The following is a 249-nucleotide window of genomic DNA, read 5'->3' as shown; positions in this document are numbered from 1 at the left end:
GTTTTGCGCGAAGCCTGAAAGATTTGGTCACTGAAGTAGATAAACTCGTTAAACGAGGGATCGCCATCCAGTTTGTAAAAGAAAATATTACTTTTACGGCCCAATCCACCCCGATGGATAATTTGATGCTGCAACTGATGGGTGCTTTTGCACAGTTCGAACGTGAAATCATTCTGGAGCGGCAAAAGGAAGGAATAAAATTAGCATCTGCTCAAGGGAAGTACAAAGGTCGGGTACATAAATTAAAGC

General features: G+C 42.2%; 1 protein-coding gene. It reads left to right on the top strand.

Annotated elements, in window-relative coordinates; all coding sequences use genetic code 11:
- The coding region (locus SE27_RS14680) for a recombinase family protein (protein WP_455550040.1) at positions 1-249 on the top strand (249 nt) is incomplete at both ends.

Origin of the sequence: Acinetobacter harbinensis (assembly GCF_000816495.1) — a bacterium.
Classification (GTDB): domain Bacteria; phylum Pseudomonadota; class Gammaproteobacteria; order Pseudomonadales; family Moraxellaceae; genus Acinetobacter; species Acinetobacter harbinensis.
The sequence above is the reverse complement of the archived record's forward strand: the minus strand, read 5'-3'. Positions and strand labels throughout refer to the sequence as shown.